Genomic DNA, 6,129 nt, shown 5'->3' on the forward strand with positions numbered 1-6,129 from the left:
CACCTTCAGAGAAATGACACACTCTCGCCGCCGCCATATCCCTTGCACAGAGGCCAAAACTTTAAAGTCCCAATTCCTTCTTCATCTGTTCAAGCTCTTCATCAACCGCGAACGAACTCTTGGCGGCGTATTTTTCTTCGAGTGATTTTGCTTTGTCTATAGGTTCAGTATTGAGTTCTGACATGGCATTTGCTTCATCCAGCATCTTCTGAGCCTTTTCTTCCATTCTTCCCACAGCGTCCACTACGCCCTTGGTTTTCCCTGCGGCAGAACTGACTTCATTGATCTTCTTCTGTGTCTTAGCTACTGCTACTTTCGTCTTTATCATCGCTCGCTTCGATTTTAGAGACTCGATATCCGAAACCAGCTTGTCGTGAAGCTGCCGCATTTTCACGGCGTTTTCATGGGCCGACGCATATGCAGTCATCAGGCCCGCCCCGACATTCTCCAGTTCCTGCTTCTTGGCAATGAAGACTTTGGCATCCTCATCGTTTTTCGCTAGTAAAGCTCTCTTAGCAAAATCCGAGTATTTCGCGACTTCTCCCATGTTCTCGTCAACCAAGCGCTTTGTTCTAGTCTCTTCCGCAATTACACCAGCCGTTCCTCGCTTCACTTCCGAGAGATCTTCTGTCAGTTCTCGAAGATACTGATCGATCATCTTCGAAGGATTCTCCATTTTGTCGAGAAGAGCATTAACATTTGACTTAATGATGTCGTTGAACCTGTCGAGAATTCCCATTTTGTCCTCCTGTAATCAAGCCATTATGGCTCGTGCTATTGTTTCTGATGTTCTAACACTAACTTTCTTTATCTTCCTGATACTTCTTGGCCAAATCATCGACTTCCTTATCGCCAAATGTCTCAAGAGGAGTATTCAAAATCTCTTGAGTTCGCTTCGCTTCGATATTCTTCTGTTTCTTCACGTTGCTCCACCAGAAAAGCAGCAACGCGATGAGCGCAATTATTCCTATAATAATGAACACCGGAATCCATGGCGACCTTGTGACAGTCATTATTCGATCTGCCGCATCTCTAAAGGCTTTACTGAAGAATTCCTCATCTGAAAGTCCTTCGTAGTAATAGTACTTGTCTATATAATCGAGCAGAATGTCCGCAGCCTCATCGTCGATTACAGTTTTGGCCTGACTTCCGCACACATACCGATCCATATACGCATCACCATATTCAAAAAACACTAGAAGACAATGAGCCTCATCTGTGAAAAGATCATCGTAAAGGCTCTCAGCAAAAGCAGCTAGGTCCTCAACCCTGGGGAAGTGCGATCCATTTACCGTATCTGTAATGAAGAGATAGGGTTGAACTCCGGTCTTCTGATAAAAATACCTCATTTCATCAAGAAGGGTCGTTTGGTTGTTTATCCAGCCAAGCTCATCGGTATAGTATGGAGTTTCATTTACTGAGCCCTTTGGAAGAGGCTCTCTTGCAATAGTCGATCTCGTTATTTCCACATTTGTGTTTGTCCTTCTGCACGAAGAGAAGGCACCTGAAGAAACAAGGATGACTAACACAACTGCGACTATGATTACCCCGAATCCGATACCGCTACAACCCCCGCACCCCGCACAACCGGCTGCCGCACTAGACCCTGAGCTAGCAGAAACAGATCTTCTTACACCTGAAGTTGGAACCCTGAAAGGAAACGCAGATATCCTTTTTCCAGAAGAACCGCCGAGCCCTATTGATGGCTTCTTGTTGCTTGTCCTGCTGGGAGTGCTTCCTCCTGAGCTACTACTGGAACTGCTTCTTGTGGAACCTCCACTCCGACTACTGCTAAGTGAGCCACCGCTTCTTCCACCACTGCTTCTACTGCTGGATGATGATCCACCACTACTCCTGCTCGAAGAACCCCCACTCCTTTTACTCATCTCTTATCTCCTTTCAAGCAGAGAACCTCTCAGCCTATTATAGGTGAACGGAACGATAATTGTACCCTAAGAAACGAGTATCCGATTGGCAAATCTATCGAGTACCGAAATGTGAGTTGGAGATGCGATGCTCTTTTTCGAAATCTACCAACCTTGATTCTCGTAAGCATATCCAATTGAACTAGATGGTTGTTTTTTTGTGTGCCTCATTTTCAGGGCGGTGAGAATCTCTGCAAGTATACTCGTCTTTCTTTTCCTCAAAAGTCTCCTCTTTCGGCTATCAACTGCAAGAAGACCAGGTCCTCAAGCCGCTAGCCTTTCTCGAGACGGACAACAGTCTCCACATGCCACGTTTGAGGAAACATGTCAAAGGCCTTTATCGAAGAGATTTTGAATCCTGCTTCTACTAACCTGGAAACATCTCTCGCAAGAGTAGCCGGATCACAGGAAACATAGAATATCGTAGAAGGATTAACCTTTTGGAGCAACACAATATCATCGCCGACTCCGGACCTAGGAGGATCAAGGATTATCGTCGAGAAGTGGGTCTCGATCGACTTCAAGTATTCAATGGTATCGCTCATAATCAGGTCAGCGCCGAACATTCCATTGATGTTCGAATTAGCTTTGAGAGCCTTTACTGAAATTGGATTTGATTCTACGGATGTGACGTTCTTCATCTGGCTGCCAATAGTGATGGAGAAGGTTCCTATCCCGCTGTATAGATCAAGAAGTGAATCGCCTTGAGATGACCCAAGTTCGCAAGATATGTGCCTAATAATCGACTCTGTTATTTGGAGATTATTCTGAAAGAATGCAGCAGGAGGAACCTCGAATCTCTTTCCAAAAAGCCCCTGTTCTAGGAGACCTTCCCCAAAAAGCGTTCTCGAAACCCCACGCATAACAACCCTGTCATTTGCGTTCATGAGATGTACAAGAGTAGTTACCTCTCCAAGTGTATTCTTCACCTCATGAACCAACCTGCTCTCATCAGGGAGATGCTCACCCTTCGTAACCAGTATTGCCATTATCCCGCTTCCATTACCCCTGAGAATTAGGTGCTTGAGTTCGCCTTTGCCGTTCGCCTGGTTATAGGGTCTGACTGAGGTTCTTCTCAAAATGCCTTCCATAAAGGCCCTCACCTTTTCAAAACCTTCAAGACCCAATACGCATCCTTGACAGCTAACCGGTGACTTGCTTTTTCTTCTGTAAAGCCCAAGAGAGAGTCCGTTTTTCCCCTGAAAACAAACATACTCCATTTTCAGTCTGTAATTGATCTCCTTTGGTGAAGCGACTATATCGAACTCGTCTAGATCGATCTTGCCAACTCTGCCGAACTGCTCCGCAATGATCTTCTTCTTCCATAAGAGCTGCTCCGGGTATTCCAGAGTCTGCCAATCACAACCCCCACATATCGGAAAGCTTCTACAGAGTCTCTCTCTTCTTGAATTTGAAGGGGTTATGATCTTCTCAACTTTCATCAGGCGAAAATCGCTCTTTCCCTTCTTTCTGCTAGCAAGCACAGCTTCTCCGGGATAACCGGCATCAAGCAGGGCAACCTTCCCGTCTTTTGTCCTGGCAAGTGAGAACCCACCTGTGATAAGCTTTTCGATCCTCAGTTCTTCCATCACATGCTGTCGGGAGCCTCAACGCCAAGAAGCTCCAGCCCGCCTTTGAGAATATTCTGAAGCGCCTTGCACAAAGCTAATCGAGCCCCCGACAAAGCCGGATTCGCGGGATCGACAATTATGTTTTTGTTGTAGTATGCGTGAAAAGCTCTTGATATATCCTCTAGATAGGAAGTCAGGCGATTCGTCCTGTAATCGGTAACTACTGAATCAAGTATTTCAGGGAAGATGGTCAGCAGTTTTATAATTCTTCTGTCATCCTGACTGTCAAGCAATTCTAGAGAATCGCCTGAGACAGCTACGCTCTTCTCCTGTGCAGTCCTGAAGACGTTGCTTATTCTTGCATTTGCGTACTGGACATAGAATACCGGGTTGTCATTGGACTTCTGTCTTGCCAGGTCAATATCGAACAGCATATGAGTGTCGGGATCAAACATCGCAAAGAAATACCTCGTCGAATCGACACCGACCGCTTCTACAAGTTCATCGAGTGTCGTGAATTCACCTCTTCTAGTTGACATCTTGACAACTTCGCCCTCTCTCTTCAGGTTCACATACTGGTGAATTATCACATTGAGGAAATCGTCTTCAATTCCGAGAGCTTTCATTGCGGCCTTCATTCTAGGTATGTGACCCATGTGATCCGCTCCCCAAATGTCGAAAACTTTCTCGAAATTCCTTTGATGCTTATTGTAGTGGTATGCAATATCGGTCATGAAGTACGTGTTTGTCCCGTTAGATCTGACTAGAACCTTATCGTCATCTTCAACAAAACTCGAGACTCTGAGCCACTTTGCACCTTCTGATTCATATGTAAGCCCCTTTCGATCTAGTATCTCAATGACTGATTTCACAGTTCCGTCTTCAATTAGCGAACTCTCAAAAAACACGTTGTCAAATTCCACTCTCAATGTCCTCAAGGTTCCAAGAATATCTTCAAGCATCTTCCCAAGAGCGTACTTCTTGAAGTAACTCTCAGAGTCGTCATTCCAGACACCTTTAAAGCGCTCACCTACTTCTCCTGCAAGATCTCGCGCAATGTCAATTAGGTACCCTCCCTGGTAGCCATCTTCAGGAAGCTCCTCTTCCAGACCGAGGAGTTGATTATACCTTACCCAAAGAGAGCGCCCGAGAAGCCCTATCTGTCTACCTGCATCGTTGATGTACATTTCCCTTTGAACCCTGTAACCTCTCGAAAAGAAGACCCTGTATAGAACATCTCCGAATACTGCCTGACGACCATGGCCAACAGTGAAGGGACCGGTTGGATTTGCACTTGCGAATTCGAGTTGAATGCTTGTTTCGCCCGTCTTTTTCCAGAAATCCGGAGTTTGAAGAATGTTCTCCAAGACCGATGAAACATATTTCGAAGAGAAATCAACATTTATGAACCCCGAACCAGCTACCTCAACTCTGCTGTAATCTAGCTCCTTGCTGAGACTCTCCGAAATCAACGCGGCAATTTCTCTCGGACTTTTCTTGAGAGTCTTTGAGAGCATGAAAGCAACATTTGTCGATAAATCCCCAAATCCCTCAGGAGGCATCTCGATCTTGAAGTCAATCGTCTCGTCTTCAATGGCGAACTCCCTAATTGCATTTTTTACTGAACTTTCCAACTTCTCCTTGAACACCGGGCACCTCCGAATTAGGGCAATATACCTTAGCATACAAAAGCATAACACCGCATTGTTGTGATATGGTTTAGCCTACGTTTCCTCGCGCCAATAAACGCAATTGAAAGCCGGCACTTATATATGTATTATATTAGAGATAACCAAAACAAGGAGGGTTAAGATGGGCGTAAACTTAAAAGGGAGAAGCTTTTTGACGCTACTTGATTTCACAAGCGACGAGATTCGTTATCTTCTGGATGTAGCCAGACAGGTTAAGGTCGAGAAGAGAGCTGGAACACCAACCGTCAGATTTGCAGGGAAGACTCTGGCAATTGTCTTTGAAAAGCGCTCCACACGAACAAGAACTGCATTCGAGACTTCCTTCGGAGAAGAAGGTGGGCATGCTGTCTTTCTTTCGAAAGACGACATTCATCTGGGAGTGAAAGAAGACCTTAAGGATACCGCACGAGTCCTGGGAAGAATGTTTGATGCGATAGCATTCAGAGGCTTCAAACAGGAGACAGTTGATGTGCTTGCCCAGTGGTCAGGGGTCCCTGTCTACAACGGTCTTACTGACCTGTACCATCCAACTCAGATTCTCGCCGATTTCATGACGATCGAGGAGAGCCTGGGCAGCCTTAAGGGTCGAAAGCTTGTCTTCGTTGGCGATTCCAGGAACAACATGGCCAACTCTCTTATGATAGGTTCTGCGAAGATGGGTTTGCATTTCGTTGCATGCGGCCCGAAGAGTCTTCACACAGACCCGGCGATAGTTGATAAGTGCAGGGAGATTGCGAAAGAGTCTGGAGCTAAAGTTGAGGTTACTGAAGACGTGGAGAAGGCACTGATGGATGCCGATGCGGTTTACACCGATGTTTGGGCATCTATGGGAGAAGAAGCAAAGCTGCAGGAAAGAATAGCCCTTTTGAAGCCCTATCAGGTAAATGCCGAGATGATGAGAAAAACTGGAAAGGCGGAGACGATCTTCCTTCACTGCCTCCC

The 6,129-nt window shown here is 45.8% G+C and carries 5 protein-coding genes; 1 reads left to right on the plus strand and 4 read right to left on the minus strand.

The window, feature by feature from the left end; translation table 11 throughout:
• Positions 1 to 61 precede the first annotated feature (61 nt).
• The 4 genes from B3N33_RS03245 to argS all read right to left on the minus strand — a co-directional run bounded on the left by B3N33_RS03245 (position 62) and on the right by argS (position 5,145).
• Complete coding sequence (locus B3N33_RS03245) at positions 62 to 739, minus strand: PspA/IM30 family protein (RefSeq protein ID WP_292592158.1); 678 nt, start codon at positions 737 to 739, stop codon at positions 62 to 64.
• Between the two features lie 58 nt (positions 740 to 797).
• Complete coding sequence (locus B3N33_RS03250) at positions 798 to 1,886, minus strand: hypothetical protein (RefSeq protein ID WP_292592159.1); 1,089 nt, start codon at positions 1,884 to 1,886, stop codon at positions 798 to 800.
• A gap of 311 nt (positions 1,887 to 2,197) precedes the next feature.
• Complete coding sequence (gene rlmD, locus B3N33_RS03255; RefSeq protein WP_292592162.1) at positions 2,198 to 3,514, minus strand: 23S rRNA (uracil(1939)-C(5))-methyltransferase RlmD; 1,317 nt, start codon at positions 3,512 to 3,514, stop codon at positions 2,198 to 2,200.
• Positions 3,514 to 5,145 (minus strand): arginine--tRNA ligase, encoded by a 1,632-nt coding sequence (gene argS / locus B3N33_RS03260; protein ID WP_214061359.1) that lies wholly within the window; start codon positions 5,143 to 5,145, stop codon positions 3,514 to 3,516. The genes rlmD and argS overlap by 1 nt, the downstream gene beginning before the upstream one ends.
• 163 nt (positions 5,146 to 5,308) lie before the next feature.
• On the opposite strand from argS, the gene argF reads away from it, so the two are divergent.
• Positions 5,309 to 6,129: ornithine carbamoyltransferase (argF, locus tag B3N33_RS03265; RefSeq protein ID WP_292592160.1), on the plus strand; the 821-nt coding region annotated here is incomplete at its 3' end.

Origin of the sequence: Mesotoga sp. UBA5825 (genome assembly GCF_002432955.1) — a bacterium.
In the GTDB taxonomy this organism is placed as follows: domain Bacteria; phylum Thermotogota; class Thermotogae; order Petrotogales; family Kosmotogaceae; genus Mesotoga.